The 14,781-nt window shown below is 63.1% G+C and carries 13 protein-coding genes and 1 rRNA gene; 3 read left to right on the top strand and 11 right to left on the bottom strand.

The features are described 5' to 3' along the window. Positions 1 to 154: 154 nt before the first annotated feature. Positions 155 to 667 carry a pyridoxamine 5'-phosphate oxidase family protein gene (locus tag B5F89_RS02005; RefSeq protein WP_087430148.1) on the bottom strand — a complete coding sequence of 171 codons (513 nt, stop codon included), beginning with the start codon at positions 665 to 667 and terminating at the stop codon, positions 155 to 157. A 186-nt stretch (positions 668 to 853) separates the two neighbouring features. Here B5F89_RS02005 and B5F89_RS02000 point away from each other — a divergent pair, with 186 nt between their 5' ends. Then, complete coding sequence (locus B5F89_RS02000) at positions 854 to 1,954, top strand: GNAT family N-acetyltransferase (RefSeq protein WP_087430147.1); 1,101 nt, start codon at positions 854 to 856, stop codon at positions 1,952 to 1,954. 32 nt (positions 1,955 to 1,986) lie between these two features. Here the strand turns inward: B5F89_RS02000 and B5F89_RS01995 are convergent, their stop codons facing one another. Next, positions 1,987 to 2,634, bottom strand: a complete 648-nt coding sequence (locus tag B5F89_RS01995; RefSeq protein WP_087430146.1) for a class I SAM-dependent methyltransferase — start codon at positions 2,632 to 2,634, stop codon at positions 1,987 to 1,989. 102 nt (positions 2,635 to 2,736) lie between these two features. Between B5F89_RS01995 and B5F89_RS10025 the strand changes: the two genes are divergently transcribed. Both B5F89_RS10025 and B5F89_RS01990 read left to right on the top strand, forming a co-directional pair. Next, complete coding sequence (locus B5F89_RS10025) at positions 2,737 to 2,886, top strand: hypothetical protein (RefSeq protein WP_158098393.1); 150 nt, start codon at positions 2,737 to 2,739, stop codon at positions 2,884 to 2,886. 123 nt (positions 2,887 to 3,009) lie between these two features. Continuing rightward, positions 3,010 to 3,828, top strand: a complete 819-nt coding sequence (locus B5F89_RS01990; RefSeq protein WP_087430145.1) for a gamma-glutamyl-gamma-aminobutyrate hydrolase family protein — start codon at positions 3,010 to 3,012, stop codon at positions 3,826 to 3,828. On the opposite strand, the gene B5F89_RS01985 is transcribed toward B5F89_RS01990, so the two are convergent. The 9 genes from B5F89_RS01985 to rrf form a co-directional block, all read right to left on the bottom strand. Next, positions 3,806 to 5,482, bottom strand: a complete 1,677-nt coding sequence (locus B5F89_RS01985) for an ABC transporter substrate-binding protein (protein ID WP_087430144.1) — start codon at positions 5,480 to 5,482, stop codon at positions 3,806 to 3,808. The genes B5F89_RS01990 and B5F89_RS01985 overlap by 23 nt on opposite strands. Before the next feature lie 233 nt (positions 5,483 to 5,715). Beyond that, positions 5,716 to 7,401: an FAD-dependent protein gene (locus B5F89_RS01980; RefSeq protein WP_087430143.1), complete on the bottom strand. Its 1,686-nt coding sequence runs from the start codon at positions 7,399 to 7,401 to the stop codon at positions 5,716 to 5,718. Between the two features lie 36 nt (positions 7,402 to 7,437). Continuing rightward, positions 7,438 to 8,736 carry an NAD(P)/FAD-dependent oxidoreductase gene (locus B5F89_RS01975; RefSeq protein ID WP_087430142.1) on the bottom strand — a complete coding sequence of 433 codons (1,299 nt, stop codon included), beginning with the start codon at positions 8,734 to 8,736 and terminating at the stop codon, positions 7,438 to 7,440. A gap of 569 nt (positions 8,737 to 9,305) precedes the next feature. Then, on the bottom strand, positions 9,306 to 10,151 hold the full coding sequence (locus B5F89_RS01970) for an Mrp/NBP35 family ATP-binding protein (RefSeq protein ID WP_087430141.1): 846 nt from the start codon (positions 10,149 to 10,151) through the stop codon (positions 9,306 to 9,308). A gap of 78 nt (positions 10,152 to 10,229) precedes the next feature. Continuing rightward, a complete protein-coding gene (locus tag B5F89_RS01965) occupies positions 10,230 to 10,886 on the bottom strand; it encodes a hypothetical protein (protein WP_087430140.1) in 657 nt (218 codons plus the stop codon). Between the two features lie 77 nt (positions 10,887 to 10,963). Continuing rightward, complete coding sequence (gene uvrB / locus B5F89_RS01960; RefSeq protein WP_087430139.1) at positions 10,964 to 13,219, bottom strand: excinuclease ABC subunit UvrB; 2,256 nt, start codon at positions 13,217 to 13,219, stop codon at positions 10,964 to 10,966. Positions 13,220 to 13,259: 40 nt separating this feature from the next. Beyond that, positions 13,260 to 13,844 (bottom strand): lytic transglycosylase domain-containing protein, encoded by a 585-nt coding sequence (locus B5F89_RS01955; protein ID WP_087430138.1) that lies wholly within the window; start codon positions 13,842 to 13,844, stop codon positions 13,260 to 13,262. Further along, entirely contained in the window at positions 13,837 to 14,478 is a 642-nt protein-coding gene (gene coaE, locus B5F89_RS01950; protein ID WP_087430137.1) for a dephospho-CoA kinase, read from the bottom strand. Before coaE ends, B5F89_RS01955 begins: the two co-directional genes overlap by 8 nt. A gap of 122 nt (positions 14,479 to 14,600) precedes the next feature. Then, positions 14,601 to 14,716: ribosomal RNA gene (gene rrf, locus B5F89_RS01945) — 5S ribosomal RNA — on the bottom strand. Positions 14,717 to 14,781 lie beyond the last annotated feature (65 nt).

Raw genomic sequence — 14,781 nt, 5'->3', positions numbered from 1 at the left:
CGGGGGCACAGCGACGTTTCACTCAATTCGAGCAGGAAAGATCGCCCTCGCGACATAGGGCTTCTATTCGATGGGCGAGGTGTAAAACTGGGGAGCATCATCTTACCGCCGCGGTTTATGCGTTCGCATAAACCGCGCTGTGGCCAGCCGTGTATTATGCGAACGCATATATTTTCGCACGTGGCGGCATGAGCTCCCTCGCTTGCTTGCCGCTCAAGTGGTCGATGCGCAGCTCCAACATGCAGAACCCTGACCAGAACCGGTTGATCTCCTCTTCGCAGGCGGTATCCGGCAGATTGGGCCCATACCGCCGCCCCAGAAGCTCTGCCGCGGCACGTCTCTCGACGTCGTCTTCAATCACGCGCATCCGCCCGAAAGCGATGACGCTCCGATAGTACGTGGTGAACTCAGCAGGATGAACGTCGTCTTGGTCGACCACGCAAAACGAAGCCTTGGGGCAGCGCGCGATTGCGTCGATCTTGTGCCCCTCGCGCGCGCTGTGGAAGATAATCCTATCGCCGTCAAGGGCGTAGCTCAGCGGCACCGCGTAGGGATAGCCCTCGTCACCCACAAGGGCAAGCACGCCCGACGTCGCCCGCTCGAGCACCTCCCGGCACGCTTCGGGCGAAAGCTCCTGACGATGACGGCGCATGGGTCGAAACTCCATGGCACGCTCCTCTCTCGACGTCCTTATATCCCCTATGTTCAGAGCACCATTCTATTCCCACTTCGGCTCTACATAACGTGAGGCCCACGTAAAGCACGAGAAAGCGCAGCGTGGCCGTTTGCCCCGCGCATAACGGCTGCGTTATGCTGTGGCGCAATCAGCGTCAACTGCCGGCCGAGGAGCCCCATGCCCGTCAACGACATTCAGATCCTCTCTGCTACGAACCGCACACCGGAACTCGCGGCGCAACTCGTCTCTGTATGGGAGCGCTCCGTGCGCGCAACGCATACGTTTCTCTCAGATGCAGAGATCGTCGAGATTGAGCCCTTCGTCCCGCAGGCGATCGAGGGCGTGGGCGAGCTTGTCGTAGCCGAGCGCAATGGAGCGCCCGTAGGCTTCATGGGCGTGGAGGCGGGTCGCCTTGAGATGCTTTTTCTCGATCCTGCCGTGCGCGGACAGGGCCTTGGTCGGAGGCTCCTCACGTACGGTATCGAGCGCCTCGGCGTGAGAGAGCTCACCGTGAACGAGCAAAACCCTAACGCCGTGGGTTTCTACGAGCACATGGGATTTGCAACCTATAAGCGAACCGACTTCGACGAAGAGGATCGTCCCTACCCGCTGCTCTACATGCGGCTGCAAGGGCGCGTCCCCGCAGCTGAGCGCTCAATCGCCTACCGCCCCGTCGATGAATCAGACCTGCCCGCGCTCGCCGAGATTCTCCGCGGCCTTTGGCACACGGATACCCCCACCGAGGAGTACGCCGCGCTTGAGGCGCTGCATGACGTGCTCGACTGCCTGAGCTGGTCCACCTTTGCGATTGTTGCCGAGGTGGATGGCGAGACGGCGGGCATTTGTTGCGCGAACACCGGCGCGAACCGGAGAAACGGGAGTTTTGAGCGCTGGGGCGAGCAGCGTGACGAGGTCGAGCTGCGCCTGCAGGAGACGGACCCGGTCGCCGCGGCGCGCTACCGCGCCTACCTCGACGCGAGCTACGTCGTCAACAAAGGACTTATCGCAGATGCCGGCATCACACACGAAGCGGAGATTGTTCTTCTCGCCATCGGGCCCCGCGCCCGCGGCCTCGGCATCGGCCGCGCCCTTATCACCCGCGCGGTCGAACGCCTCCGCAAAGCCGGGGCGCCGGGCGCGTTCCTCTTTACCGACACCGACTGCAACTGGGGCTTCTACGACCACCTCGGCCTCAAGCGCGCCGCGGAGCACTGGCGCAGCGCCAACGATTACGAAGGCCTCCCCGAGGGCATGTTCATCTACCGCGTCCCCTGCTAGCAGCGAGACAAGCGCGGCGAGCGCAACTACGGTCACGCGTCGGCCGGCTTCTCCGCGCAGGTCGCCCAAAACGTCGGGATGCCGAGCTTATGCAGCCGGCTTTCTCCCCCGTTGGTATCTTCATATAGGTCGATGAGCGAGAGACCCGCTTGGATCTGTCCGCGGATCTGCTCGTCGAGCGTGTGCGAGAACTGCATGCCCCACTCGTCGAGCTCCTCAGCGGGAATCAAGCCTGGGTTCCTGAGCGGGTTGAAGGGAAGCCCTTGCACGATGCGCTCCTCATCGTCGTCGACAATGTAGTTGACGCCGTTGTCGAGCCCCGCAAGCAAGCGGCCGCCCGGGCGCAGCACGCGCGCGCATTCGCGCCAGATAGCGCCGACGTCCTCAACGTAGCAGTTGGAAACCGGATGAAAGATGAGGTCGAACTCCTCGTCTGCAAAGGGCAGGGGTCGCGTCATGTCGGCGCGGATTGCCCGGATCTCATATCCCTCGCGCCGGGCGACGAGTTCCTCCGAGGCAATCTGGCGCTCGGAATAGTCGAGCACTGTGCACACGGCTCCCATCGCCGCAAAGATCGGCATCTGCTGACCGCCACCCGCAGCGAGGCCGAGCACGCGCCGCCCACGCATATCGGCAAAGAGCCAGTCACGCGGCACCGGGCGCGCGGGTGTGAGGAGCATGGACCAGTCCCCCGCAACCGCCGCCGCGTCGAAGAATGCCTTGCAGGGGCAGCGGCACGCATCGGTTCTCCCCGCGAAGACCTCCCATGGCAGGAGGACAAGTTGGACCCAGAGTTCACCGCCTATATCAAGCGTTTTCCCGAGAAGCAGGCGCCGCTTCTCCGTTCCCTTCTCGACAATCGCCCCACGGGCATCGAGCTCTTCACCTTTCGCTCCCATGCGGAGGCAGAGCACTACCTCACGTGCCTCTAGCACGCCCGGCGACCTTGCACGTCATGAACGCAGGCGTCTGCCGACATATAATCTCTCAAGAACACCACCGCGCTGTGGCTCCACCAATGTCCGCAGCGAGAAGGCTCGACAAGAAGGAACCCCATGCACGCACGTCCCGTCATTGGCATCGTACCTACGCACCTGCCCGCTGTAGGTGACATACGTCTTGCCTGCAACTATGCCGACGCAGTGATTTCCGCAGGAGGCGCGCCGCTCATCCTGCCCCTCACCGAGGACGAGACCACCTACACACAGCTCTTTCCCCTTCTGGACGGCGTGCTGCTTACTGGCGGCCACGATGTGGACCCTGTGCGCTGGAGCGACCCGCATCGTGATGACACCCGCGGGGAAGCACCCAATTCCACCCGCGCCAACACGTTCGGCACGGACAGTGAGCCGGATATTACCCCGCTTCGCGATGCGGTCGAATGGCGCCTTGTTGCTTACGCCATCACGCACAATCTGCCCATCTATGGCATCTGCCGCGGCCTACAGGTCTTAAACGCTTTCTTTGGCGGTACCCTCTACGAGGACCTGCCGAGAGATTTCTCGCCGCAAAACGACGAGGCCCTATGCGAGCACAATGCCCATACACCCGAGGGCGACTATGATGGCGAGCGGCTCTGTCACACGGTCACCTTTGCTGAAGGCTCTCAGCTCGCACACATTTTCGATGCCGAGAAGCTCGCCGTGAATTCGCTTCACCACCAGGCGGCGCGCGCCGTAGCACCCGCGCTCCGCGCCACGGCCTACGCCCCCGACGGCGTTGTCGAGGGCGTAGAGGCAGAAGACGGCAGCCCGATTGTGGCGGTGCAATGGCACCCGGAGTACTTTGGCACTACAGCGCCTATGAACCGCTTCTTCCAGGCACTCGTGGCAGAGAGTGCTGCGCGGGCGGCTACGCGATCTCGGCGTTCTTGAAATCGCCGAGCAACTGCGCGTCGAACATGAACGATTTCACTCGCTCCGAGACCACATAGTTATGGGCAGCGTGCATGATTGGAATCACCGGTACGTCCTGTCCGATAGCGTGACAAATCTGACGATATGCCACCTTGCGGTCCTCGTCATCGGTAATCTGGCGCGCCGCATCGAGGGCGGCGTCGATATCAGGATTGTTGAACGTAGACGAGTTATCGTTCGCCGTGCTATAGAAATTCGGGTAGAGGAAGTTGTCCATCGTGGGATAATCGGCAGTCCAGCCGCTGCGCCCCATCTGGAACTGGGCATCGCCCAGGCGCGGCAGCAGCGCCGCCCATTCGAGCGACTCCTGTTCGATAGTGACGCCAATGTTAGCAAGGTCTGCCTGAATGGAGGACATGATGTCCTCATGCCCACGCCCGCCGTCGTAGCTCAGCGTGAGCGTAAGGTTGCGCTTGCCGTTCTCGTCCGCCGGATAGCCCGCCTTATCGAGCAGCTGCCCCGCGCGCTCGGTGTCGTAGGTGCAATACTCCCAAGCATCCTCGGGGTCGTCGTCGATAACGGGTGGGAAAATAGAGGTTGCCACCGCACGTGTACCCTCATAGAGCGTGTCGACGATGTTCTGGCGGTTGATGGCAAGCGACAGGGCGCGGCGCACGTTCACATCAGAGAGAATCGGATCGCTAATGTTGAGCGTGATGAAGTAGGTGTTAGCCTGACTGCCTGTAAGCACCTGCTTGCCACTCTCCGCCGTGTAGCCGTCCTCAGACTTGCCGTAGGCATCAATGGTGTCCTGAATGCGTCCAGTCGGGATGGGTGCAAAGTCCACATCCCCCGCCTCGAACTCGCTAAAGGCAGTATCGGGGTCCGCCTTGATATCGAAGTAGATGCCCTCGATTGCCGGCGCCTCGCCATAGTAGTCGTCAAACCGCACAAGGTTGATGTACTGGTTGTGCTGCCAAGCACCGTCCATCATGAAGGGACCGTTGCCAATAGGCGCCTCGAGGAAGGATGCCTGATCGTCGAGCGCCGCCTGGGGAACAGGAGAGAGGCCCGGGTGACAGCACACGGCGAGGAAGTCCGCCATAGGTGCGATGAGCGTCACCTGGAAGGTGAGCTCATCCGGGCAGGCAAGGCCAGCCATAGACGTCGCCTCGCCCGCCGCCATCTCCGCATAGCCCAGAACCGGCGAGAGGTGGTAGCCAATCTCTGAGGGGGTGGCGAGGTTGGGATCGGCAAGGCGCTCCCAACCGCGACGGAACGACTCCGCGTCTACCGGGTCGCCGTTATGGAACGTCATACCCTCACGCAGCTTGAAGGTGTAGGTGAGACCGTCCTCAGAGATGGAGGGCAGCTCGGCAGCGGCAAGCGGAACGGCAGCGTTGGTCGACCAGTCCCAGGTCACAAGCGGATCAAAGAGCGCGTGAACCACAAGGGCACCCTGCGTCTCCTGCGCGTTGTTGGGGTCGATATAGGCAGGCTCGCTGAGGTAACAACGGAAGACCCTATCGGAGGACGAGGAGCCCGACGACGCCGAACCAGCACCGGCACCGGCCTCTCCGCTGCATCCCGCCAGCATGGCGAGCGCACTCGCGGCAAGTGTGCCAGCGGTAAACTGGCGGCGTGAGATAGCCTGCTTCGTATCGATGCCCATACGCTTTTCCTCTCCCTTAACAGCGGCGTCAACGCCTTATAACGTTAACGCACAGAATATGACGGATACCAGTATGGAGGGATAGCGAGCAAGCAGCGACATGGCAAGACAAGGTAACCGGTTGGAAAAGTCAGGCGCCACTCACCGGTTAAATAACGCCTTTTGCCGGCGGGGCGGCATTCCTCGCACAGCACCATTGGCGCCAGCGCCCGATTCCGACGCGCGATCGCATGTCACACGCCCAAACCTGCGATAAGCGCCTCCGCGCAGCGGATGCCGTCTGTCGCCGCACTCATGATGCCGCCCGCGTATCCAGCACCCTCGCCGCACGGGTAGACGCCCGGCGCGCCATCCGCCACGCAGTCGCGGTCGCGCACAACCGTCACCGGCGAACTCGAGCGCGACTCCACACCGGTGAGCACCGCACCGTCGCGCGCAAAACCGCGGAGCTTGCGGCCGAGCTCGGGCAGGCCGCGTCGGAGTCCCTTGGCAATAAAGGGCGGGAGCACCTCGTCAAGTGAGGTCCACGTAACGCCAAGCGGATAGGTAGGCGCAACATCGGCAGGGCCGGTGCTCGGCGTGCGGGCAAGAAACTCGCCCACCAGCTGCGCCGGAGCACGATAGTCGCCGCCCGCCACGTCAAAGGCGGCGCGCTCGCAGCGCCGCTGGAGCGCGACTCCCGCCAAGGGGTCATCCCCGGGCAGGTCCCCGGGATTCACGTTCACAAGCAGCGCGGCATTGGCATTGGCGCCGGCACGCGCGTACTCACTCGCACCGTTGGTGACAACGCCGCGCGGCTCCGAGGCCGCCGCAACGACCATGCCGCCCGGGCACATGCAGAAGCTAAAGACCGAACGCCCGCCCTTGGGATGGGCGACGAGCTTGTAGGGAGCCGCTCCGAGCGCCGGATGACCGGCGGCCGTGCCGTACTGCGCACGATCGATGAGGCGCTGCGGATGCTCGATGCGCACGCCCATGGCAAACGTCTTCCGCTCAAGGTGAAAGCCGCGCCGCTCGAGGAGCTCGAACACGTCGCGCGCGGAGTGCCCACAGGCGAGCACCAAGCGGTCGCAAGCGATACGCTCGACCGATGCCGGCGCGTCACTCGTTACCCCACGCCCGGCGGCCGACGAGGGATCGCGCTGCTCGACCTCGATGCCGCGGACGGCGCCCGCTGCATCGCGCTCGATGTCAACCAAACGGGTCCGGTAGCGCACCTCACCACCGAGCTCGCGGATGCGGGCGGCGATATGCTCCACGACCCGAGGCAGCAGGTCGGAGCCGATATGCGGCTTGGCGTCCCAGAGAATCTCCCGCGGGGCACCGGCGGCAACAAAGGTCTCCAGGATGAGGCGATGCGCAGGGTTCTTTGTCCCCGTCGTCAGCTTGCCGTCCGAGAACGTGCCTGCGCCGCCAAGCCCAAACTGGATGTTGCTCTCGGTATCGAGCTCGCGTGTGCGCAGGAAGTGCTCGATGGCCTCGGCGCGCCGGGTGGCATTGTCGCCCCGCTCGATCACGAGGGGCTCTAGCCCCGCCTCGGCAAGCGCAAGCGCGGCAAAAAGCCCCGCGCACCCCGCGCCGACCACCACGGGACGATGGCTAAGCGAGCCGCACGTAGCGTGGGGAAACACCGGCGCGGCGTCCTCGACAAGGTGAATATGCGCCCGCCGCGCGGGAGGAACGGCCTCGAGAAGCGCCTCATCCGCCCGGGTATCGCCCGTCGACACACGCGCCGTGCAGATGAGATGTACGTCATTCTTGCGGCGCGCGTCAACCGCACGGCGCCTGAGCTCAACCTGCAAGAGCGCACTAGGCTCGCAGGAAAGAGCGCTCGCGGCAGCGCGGCGCAGCGCGGCAAGGCACGACGCCTCATCGCGTCCCTCATCGAGCGAAAGCCTGATATCCGTTATCTCGAGCACGTTCTCGTCCTCCCGTCGGCTGCGTTGTCGCCGGCCCTATTGTCTTGTAGCCTCGCGCGCCGCGGCAGAGCCCGCGACCAAGCCCGACGTCCAGGCCCACGCCAGATTGAAACCGCCGCAATCGGCGTCCATGTCGAGCGCCTCACCGCAGGCATACACGCCGCTAAGATGGGGTTCGGCACAGGCAAGGGTCGCGCTGTCCACCGCGTCAAAGGGGATGCCGCCCCGGCGCACCTGCGCCTGGCGCTCCTCCGCTGTACCCTCGACCGTGAACACGAGGCGCTTCGCCGCGTGCGCGATCGCGGACACGCTCGGATGCCCCCCATCGTTCTCACGCGCCTGCGCGAGGACAAGCTCCGCCAGGGGGCGTGCCAGAAGCCCGTCAAACCAGGGGCTCGACGCAGCGTCTAGGGAGCCAAGGACCGTTTCCCGTGCCGCCAGATGTGCGGCAAGCTCGCGCTCCTCATAGGCGGGAAAGACGTCGAGCGCGAGCTTGTCGCCCGCGCGCACGCGACGCGACGCATCGAAGGAGACGATGCCAGAGATCCCGTACGGACGGAAGAGCACCTCGCCCTCCTCCTGCCAAACGGTGTCACCCTCCCGGACAAGCGAGAGGCGCGCTTCGGCACGCAGACCGTCGAGCCTCTCGAGGGCGTGCGGGGAGGCGTCAAACGATCCCGCGACGGGGCAGAGCACGGGGCGCTCGGGCAGGTGGGGCACGCCAAAGAGCTCGCACAATCCTTCCGAGCGGCCGCCCGGCGCAAGCACCACGGTACGCGCAGAGATCTTTGCCTCGCGACGCGCCGCCCCCTCGAGCGCTCGGCGCTCAGCACGAAGCGTCGCCTTAGCGTCGCGTCCGCGCTTTGCACGCAACGGACTCACGGGTTCCCGGAGCGTGAGGGCCCACGCCCCAGCAGCGTCGTCGCGCCACGAAGCAACCACATCGCAGCCGCGTCTGAACTCCACGCCCTCCCGCTCGCACGCGGCAAGAAGCGCATCCCGCACGGATTCGGCGCGCTTGCTGTACGGATACAGGCGCCCCTCCTCCGCCATGGTCAAGATTCCCACGGACGCAAAAAACGCTTCGAGCGTGCGCTCCGGCTCCTCTCCCATCACCGCTCGGGCGATGTCGGGGTGACGATAGTGCTCAGGGCCGAGGCGCTCGGCAGAAAGGTTGCAGCGCCCATTTCCCGTCGCTAAGATCGGGAGCCCGCAGGCGACGTCCCGCTCAAGTATCACCACATGCGCGCCTTCGCGGGCAGCGGCAAGCGCGGCAGCAAGCCCCGAGGCTCCCCCGCCTATGACCACCACGTCGTATTGTGCATGCACATCCATGGCCTGCTCCCGTTACCCAAACCGCTGCGCCCTACTGTCGTATCGATGGTATCAGGCCTCTACCTTGCCGCCAAATTACCTTTGAGCCCAACAAATGCCAAAGACATGAGCCCTGGGCGTGCATCTCGAGCGCCCTCGAGCGCGCTTCAGGCGAAAAGCAAAGTAGTGAACCCGGACGGTGTTTCATGCAGAAATTGAGGTAGTGAACCCGAAAAGGCGCGATTCGGTGCCCTTCCCAGCACCGGGTTCACTACCTCGATTTCTGCAGGACCTCTACCAGCGGTTCCTTCGCCGGCTTTTTCTCGGGTTCACCACCCGGGTTCACTACCTCAATTCTTGCAAAAACCGCGGCAAGGGTTCACTACCTCAATTCTTGCAAGACGCGCGGCGCCGGCGTCCAGCCCGCGGCGGCAAGACCCGTCCCCGGCGCCGCGCGTGGCAGCAGTTCGCATCCACGTAAAGGAGGCCCCGTAGGGCCTCCCAGCATCAAGCATCATTGAGCGGACAGCGGACGCGCGAGCGCGCCGCGGCAAGCAGCACGCCTCCGTACGACCTCTCGGATTCGAGAGCTAAGCGTTCTCGCCCGCGACCTCGCCCTCGTGCGGTTCCACAGCCTCGCAGGCCGCAATCGCATCGGGCAGAAGGTCGGCAGGCAGGGCCTCCTCAATCGCGCCGGCGTCGCAAGCAAGAGCGAGCGACGGATCGATGGGCAGGCGGCCGAGTACCTTCACGCCATAGCCCTCGGCAACCTCATTGAGCTTGCTCGGGCCAAAGACCTCAATCTTCTTGCCGCAGTCGGGACAGGTGATGTAACTCATGTTCTCGATGATGCCAAGGATGGGCACGTTCATCTTGTCTGCCATGTTCACGGCCTTGGCCACAATCATGGACACCAGGTCCTGCGGGCTCGTAACCACAACGATGCCATCAACCGGCAGCGACTGGAAAACCGTGAGCGCCACGTCACCCGTGCCCGGGGGCATGTCGACAAGCAGGTAATCGAGCGGACCCCAGGAGGTGTCGCTCCAGAACTGACGAATCGCGCCAGCAATGACCGGACCGCGCCAGAGCACCGGATCGGTCTCGTTGGCGAGCAGAAGGTTTGACGACATGACCTTGATGCCGGTCGTGGATACCTCGGGCAGCAGAAGGTTGCCGATACCGCTAGCGTGGCGACCGCTCATGCCGAGCATCTTGGGAATGGAAGGGCCCGTGATATCGGCATCCAGGATACCGACCTTGTTGCCGCGACGGGCGAGCTCGACGGCGAGCGAACCCGTCACAAACGACTTGCCCACACCGCCCTTACCCGAGAGCACCGCGATTACGCGCTTAGCCTCGGAGAGGTTGTTCTCTTCAAACTGCTGGGGAGCCGTCTTGCCGCCGGCCGCCACCGCATGCTCACATGTTGCCATGGATGGTCCTTTCATACGCATCGAGAGCGCCCGCAAGCGCTCTCGAAGTTGTAGTACCCGCTTATGATACCCACACCGCTAGGCTGCAACCGCCTCGGCGATAGGAGCCTCGTTGCACGCATCGGAAGGTGCGGCGAGCTTGATCGCGCCGTAGACAAAGCCCCAAGCGGCAACAAAGAAGGCGAGGGCAAAGAAGCCGACTTGCGCGCTCTCGACGGTGTTGTTCATGCCGCCGGCGAGCGAGATGACGAGCACGACCGCAGCAACGATGAGCTCAGCAAACCAGAGGGCCTCATCTCGACGATAAAGCTCAAGAGCCACCGCGGCGAGGTAGAGAGCGAGCAACACGCCCGTGATGGTGTGCATCTGGGAGAACGAGCCCAGAAGCGGCTCATTCCAGATGCCCCAAAGGCCGGCGAGCAGAAGCACGATGCAAAGCACGGGCTCCGTCCAGCCGAGGGCGCGGGGTGCGCGCGTGGCGAGCGAGGTGATGGAGCCGACAAAGCCCGCGACGATGGCCCACCAGGGCAGCAGGGCAACCAGGCCGGAGGGGCCCTCGACAGGCGTGGGCAACAGTCCGCCCGCGCCGCCCTCGGGCGCCGTCACGAACATGTAGACCGCCCAGAAGAAGCAGAGCGCCGCCATAGCGATGAGGCTCCACTTGGCGCCGGCGAGCCTGACCGCCAGCCCCTTCGTGTCCACGGGTCGGTACTCGGGCATATACTCTTCGTTCATAGAGACCCCTCTATTCCCCCGAGCGCGGCAGGCATCCGCGCGATTTCACTCTCCTGAGTATACCATCGGCCCTGGCTCTAGTGCTTGGCGCGCTTTGCCCGAGCGCCCTGGCGCTTGCGGCCGGAGGCAAACACGCTCCCCTTGCGCGCGTCGCGCCGCAGAAGCTCGATGACCTCGTCCTCACTCGTTCCCTCGGCGATGGCGCGCAAATGGACAATCGCGTCACGCAGACGCGCCGCCTCCTCAAAGTCCATGGCCTCGGAAGCGCTGCGCATATCCTCTTCCATGGTGGCGACGATGCGGGCGAGCTCGTCTTTGGGCAGGTTGGCAAGCTCTTCGGCAAGCTGCTGCCCGTCCGAGACTGCCGAAGCGGGCGCCTCGTCGGCACCGTGCTCCCCCGCCGGTGTGAAGAACGCGCCGTGCCCGAGTGTGTCGCCGCGGCTTCGGTCGCGTTTGCCCACGTTCTCAGTCGCCTCGGCAATGAAGCTCGAGATGTCGTTGATGGCCTTGCGCACGGTCTTGGGCTCAATGCCGTGGTCCTCGTTGAACTTCATCTGGATTGCGCGGCGGCGATTGGTCTCGTCGATGGCCTCGCGCATCGAGTCGGTGATCGTGTCGGCATACATCACCACGGCACCGTCGGCGTTGCGTGCCGCGCGGCCGATAGTCTGGATGAGCGAGCGACGGTTGCGCAAGAAACCCTCTTTGTCCGCATCGAGAATCGCCACGAGCGAGACCTCGGGCAAGTCGAGGCCCTCGCGCAACAGGTTGATACCCACAAGCACGTCAATCTTGCCCTGGCGCAGATCGCGCAGGATGTCCACGCGGTCCATCGTCGCGGTGTCGGAGTGCATGTAGTTCACCTTCACACCGGCATCGAGCAAGTGGTCGGTGAGGTCCTCGGCCATGCGCTTGGTGAGCGTCGTCACCAGCACGCGCTCGTGCCGCGCGGTGCGCTCGCGAATCTCTTCCAGCAGGTCGTCAATCTGACCGCGCACGGGCCGCACATCAATCTTGGGGTCGAGGAGTCCCGTGGGACGAATGATCTGCTCGACGTTGTTTTGGCTCACACGCAGCTCGTAGTCACCCGGCGTCGCCGAGACGTAGATGAACTGCGGGATGCGCGCCTCAAACTCGTCAAAGCGCAAGGGACGGTTGTCGAGGGCAGAGGGTAGACGGAAACCGTGCTCCACAAGCGTCACCTTGCGCGAGCGGTCCCCCTCGTGCATACCGCGAATCTGCGGGACTGTCACATGGCTCTCGTCGATGATGCAGAGCATGTCCTTGGGGAAGTAGTCGATGAGCGTGAAGGGTGGCTCGCCGGGTTTGCGGCCGTCGAGATGGCGCGAGTAGTTCTCGATACCGTTGCAGAAGCCCATGGTCTCGAGCATCTCGAGGTCGTAGTCGGTGCGCTGCTGCAGGCGCTGCGCCTCGAGCAGCTTGTCGGCCGCTTTGAGCTCCGCCACTCGCTGCTCGCACTCCTCCTCAATCGTCTTTAAAGCCGCGGTCACCTTGGGCTTCTCGGTCACGTAGTGCGAAGCCGGCCAAACCGGAATCGCGTCGTATTCCCGCAGAATCTCTCCGGTGACCTCGTCAATCTCGGCAATAAGCTCAACCTCGTCGCCAAAGAACTCAAAGCGCAGCGGGTGCTCGGCGTAGGGTGGATAGACGTCCACCACGTCGCCGCGCACGCGGAAGGTGCCGCGAGCGAGGTCAAAGTCGTTGCGGTCGTACTGGATATCGATAAGGGTGTGGATGAAGTCGTCGCGCTCGAGTGGAGTTTTCTTGTCCACGTTGGGCGCAAGGCCGGCATAGTCCTCCGGCGAACCGATACCGTAGATGCAGGAGACGCTCGCCACCACAATCACGTCGCGGCGCGAGAGCAGAGACGCCGTCGCCTGATGGCGCAGCATCTCGACCTCTTCGTTAATGGAAGCGTCCTTCTCGATATAGGTGTCGCTCTGCGGCACGTAAGCCTCGGGCTGGTAGTAGTCGTAGTAAGAGACAAAGTAGACCACCGCGTTATGGGGGAAAAACTCCTTGAGCTCGCTGGCGAGCTGCGCGGCGAGCGTCTTGTTGGGTGCCATCACGAGGGTGGGCTTGCCGAGCGCCTCGATGGTCTTTGCCATGGTATAGGTCTTGCCCGAGCCGGTCACACCAAGAAGAACCTGGTAGCGGTCACCGTCCTCAACGCCCTTCACCAGCGAGGCGATGGCCTGGGGCTGGTCGCCCGACGGCTCAAAGGGAGAGACGACCTCAAACTTGACGGGATCGCCCGCAACACCGAAGCGCTTAAGCTCGCCGCCAACGCGCTCGACCTCAAACTTCTCCATGCAAGCCTCCTCGTCACCTGTGCCCCATCAGGCGGATTCGCTACAGAAACTCGTTGCTGTAAAGCTCCTTATACCGCGTCCAGGCGTTGTTAACCCTAAAGAGATACGCCTGGGTCTCGGGGAACGCAATCGCGTTGTGCAACGCGGTGTCGACCTCGCTCCAATCGTTCACGCGGGAGAGCCCGGCATTATACGCCGCGATGGCGCGGTCTGTCGAGCCGTTGAAATAGTCAATCAAATAGGAGAGGTACGCGCTGCCGAACTCGATATTAGTCTCGGGGTCGTCCAGATTCTCGGGATCGAAGCGCATGGCATCCACAAGTCCCAAACGCACCATATCCTCCGCGGTTGCCGGCAGGAGCTGCATAAGTCCGTGCGCATCCTTGGACGAGACAGCATCAGGATCCCAGTTGGACTCAGTCTCTATAACCGCCGCGACCAAAAACGGATCAACTGCATGGCGCTCGCTTGAGGCACTGATGTAATCGGTGTATTCGAGCGGATAAATGAGCTGAAAGAGAGCAGCTGGCGCATAGATATACACAAACGAGATGGCGCCAATGAGAGCCATGATAAGAAGCGGAACGATTCGATACCACGCGAGAAGACGAACACGGTTAGGCATCGAGACCGTCCAGACTCATCTGACCGGGAAGAAGTCCCTTGTCGGCCATCCAGGCATCGAGAGCAGCGAAAAGCGAATCGTCACCCGCAGCATTGTCAATCACGAGCGAAGCCAGGGAGCAGAGCTCCTCCTCAGAAGGCTGGAGCGCTGCGCGCGCGTCAAAATCCTCGGCACTCATGCCGCGCTCGATAGCGCGCATGCGGCGAATGTCTGCGGGAGCCGTGATAGCGATAATCTCATCAGCAAGGTTGAAGGCATAGGTGAATTCCTGGGCAAGCGAGACCTCAACAACGGTAAAGGTGGCCCCATCATCCTCAACAGTGCACGTTGACGGAAGAAGCAAATTGTTCAGTCGATCATAGACCACCGGTAAGACGATGGAATTAAGCTGGTGGGCAGACTCGGGCGTGGCAAACGCACGCTCAGCGAGAACCCTGGTGCGAGTGTAGCCACCCTCATCGAGGATTTCTGCACCAAACGCGTCCACCAAGCTCTCAACAATCTCGGAGCCAGGAACGTAGAGGTCTTTTGCAAGCCGGTCGAGGTCAATGCTACGAGCTCCACGAGAAGCAAGGTAGCACGTTGCTGTACTTTTGCCGGAAGCAAGGTTGCCTATGACGAACGCCGTGAACATACCAGCCTCCTCAAACCAGATAACCGTATAAGGATACTAAACAGATACTCTACATAGCAAAAGAGCCTCTGGAATCCAGAGGCTCTCAATGCATTCGTTCGGACGGCCCGGTGCCGTCCACCGGTCAGCGGCGCCCTACCCTCCCACGGGCTCACCCCGCAGTACTCTCGGCGCGAGGGGTCTTAGCTTCCGGGTTCGGAACGGGTCCGGGCGTGCCACCCCTGCTCTGGCCGCTGACCGGTGGGCGGCGCCCGCCGGCCCCGGGGGACCGCGTGCCCTGAGGGCCGCACAGCGGAAGGAAGC

The sequence above is a fragment of the Collinsella sp. An307 genome, assembly GCF_002161805.1.
Classification (GTDB): domain Bacteria; phylum Actinomycetota; class Coriobacteriia; order Coriobacteriales; family Coriobacteriaceae; genus Coprousia.
The sequence above is the reverse complement of the archived record's forward strand: the minus strand, read 5'-3'. Positions and strand labels throughout refer to the sequence as shown.

Bases quoted from the DNA above. Each gene is read 5' to 3' on its own strand.
- B5F89_RS01990 (WP_087430145.1), top strand. From the start codon at position 3,010: ATGCACGCACGTCCCGTCATTGGCATCGTACCTACGCACCTGCCCGCT.
- B5F89_RS01965 (WP_087430140.1), bottom strand. From the start codon at position 10,886: ATGAACGAAGAGTATATGCCCGAGTACCGACCCGTGGACACGAAGGGG.
- B5F89_RS02000 (WP_087430147.1), top strand. From the start codon at position 854: ATGCCCGTCAACGACATTCAGATCCTCTCTGCTACGAACCGCACACCG.
- B5F89_RS01970 (WP_087430141.1), bottom strand. From the start codon at position 10,151: ATGGCAACATGTGAGCATGCGGTGGCGGCCGGCGGCAAGACGGCTCCC.
- coaE (WP_087430137.1), bottom strand. From the start codon at position 14,478: ATGTTCACGGCGTTCGTCATAGGCAACCTTGCTTCCGGCAAAAGTACA.
- B5F89_RS01985 (WP_087430144.1), bottom strand. From the start codon at position 5,482: ATGGGCATCGATACGAAGCAGGCTATCTCACGCCGCCAGTTTACCGCT.
- uvrB (WP_087430139.1), bottom strand. From the start codon at position 13,219: ATGGAGAAGTTTGAGGTCGAGCGCGTTGGCGGCGAGCTTAAGCGCTTC.
- B5F89_RS01975 (WP_087430142.1), bottom strand. From the start codon at position 8,736: ATGGATGTGCATGCACAATACGACGTGGTGGTCATAGGCGGGGGAGCC.
- B5F89_RS01955 (WP_087430138.1), bottom strand. From the start codon at position 13,844: ATGCCTAACCGTGTTCGTCTTCTCGCGTGGTATCGAATCGTTCCGCTT.
- B5F89_RS01995 (WP_087430146.1), bottom strand. From the start codon at position 2,634: ATGCTCCTCACACCCGCGCGCCCGGTGCCGCGTGACTGGCTCTTTGCC.
- B5F89_RS02005 (WP_087430148.1), bottom strand. From the start codon at position 667: ATGGAGTTTCGACCCATGCGCCGTCATCGTCAGGAGCTTTCGCCCGAA.